The organism is Desulfatiferula olefinivorans, assembly GCF_054657895.1.
Genome location: NZ_BAAHXV010000105.1, coordinates 1 through 933, shown reverse-complemented (window position 1 = coordinate 933; position 933 = coordinate 1). Strand labels below are relative to the sequence as shown.

Below are 933 nucleotides of genomic sequence, written 5' to 3'. Positions count from 1 at the left end.
ATGTGACAAAGAACAACCAGAACCAAGCGGTGATCAAAGCCGTTAAAGCCTTCGAACGAGCGGGCCGCCCTGAGAACGAAGGAGCCGGAAACCGCCACAAGGGTTGAGCGGATGGGCCACCCTGAACGAGACAGCGGTTGAATTTGAAAAGTCGTTCAACAGGAGAATGTCCTTGCCCGAATTCTTTACAACATTTCTTTTTGAAAGAGCAAATCAATTATCTACTTTTTACCCAGGCGTTTGTCCGACCGCCAACGCTTAAATCACGGGGCGCGGCTTTTTGCGCTCCCGTGCATTTTTTTGTTGGGCGATTTGTTTAAAGTTTAATTACATATTCTCTTTGTTCCAATTTTTCCCAAACATCAGAATCTACTTTTTTGAGGCTTGATTTATTTAGAACCATAACTTCAGGGTTTTTCTTGGCCATTAGCCAAAGAATAGACATTTTGGGAACAGAATTCATGAAGTTTTCACGATTCATTGTCAAGCCTGGTATTAACAAGTGCCCATCACTCGGCCAAGCACATTCCTTATATCCATTGATCTTAAAGAAAAGGCATTGGTTGAGTATAGCTTTTGAGAAATCACATGCGCTCACTTCACCGTAGAATCCTACCTCGTACTTACCTTTGAACGAGCACCGATTAAAAGTTGATTCTAATTTGGCAATCTTTTGAATTTTTGATGCATTGACTACACAATTATCAAAAGAGCACAGATGCAGGATAACACCGGTTTCACTGCCTGATGATTTGATTATGATCTCACAATCATAAAATCTAACATCAATAAAACTATCTGCTACATCCCCTGAACCAATGGAGATTGTCTTGTTTCGAATTTCAGCATCACGATAATCATGAATTCCATTTTTTTTGTTGTTTGGTTCAAGTATCTCGTAATTGCTCATATTAATTTCCGTAAAATTACCGC

Annotated in this window: 1 protein-coding gene; it reads right to left on the bottom strand. The window is 40.1% G+C overall.

Going from position 1 to position 933, the window contains the following annotated elements:
* Positions 1–316: 316 nt before the first annotated feature.
* Positions 317–933, bottom strand: a 617-nt coding sequence (locus ACYQ11_RS22070; protein ID WP_459925998.1) for a hypothetical protein, incomplete at its 5' end; no start/stop codon positions are given.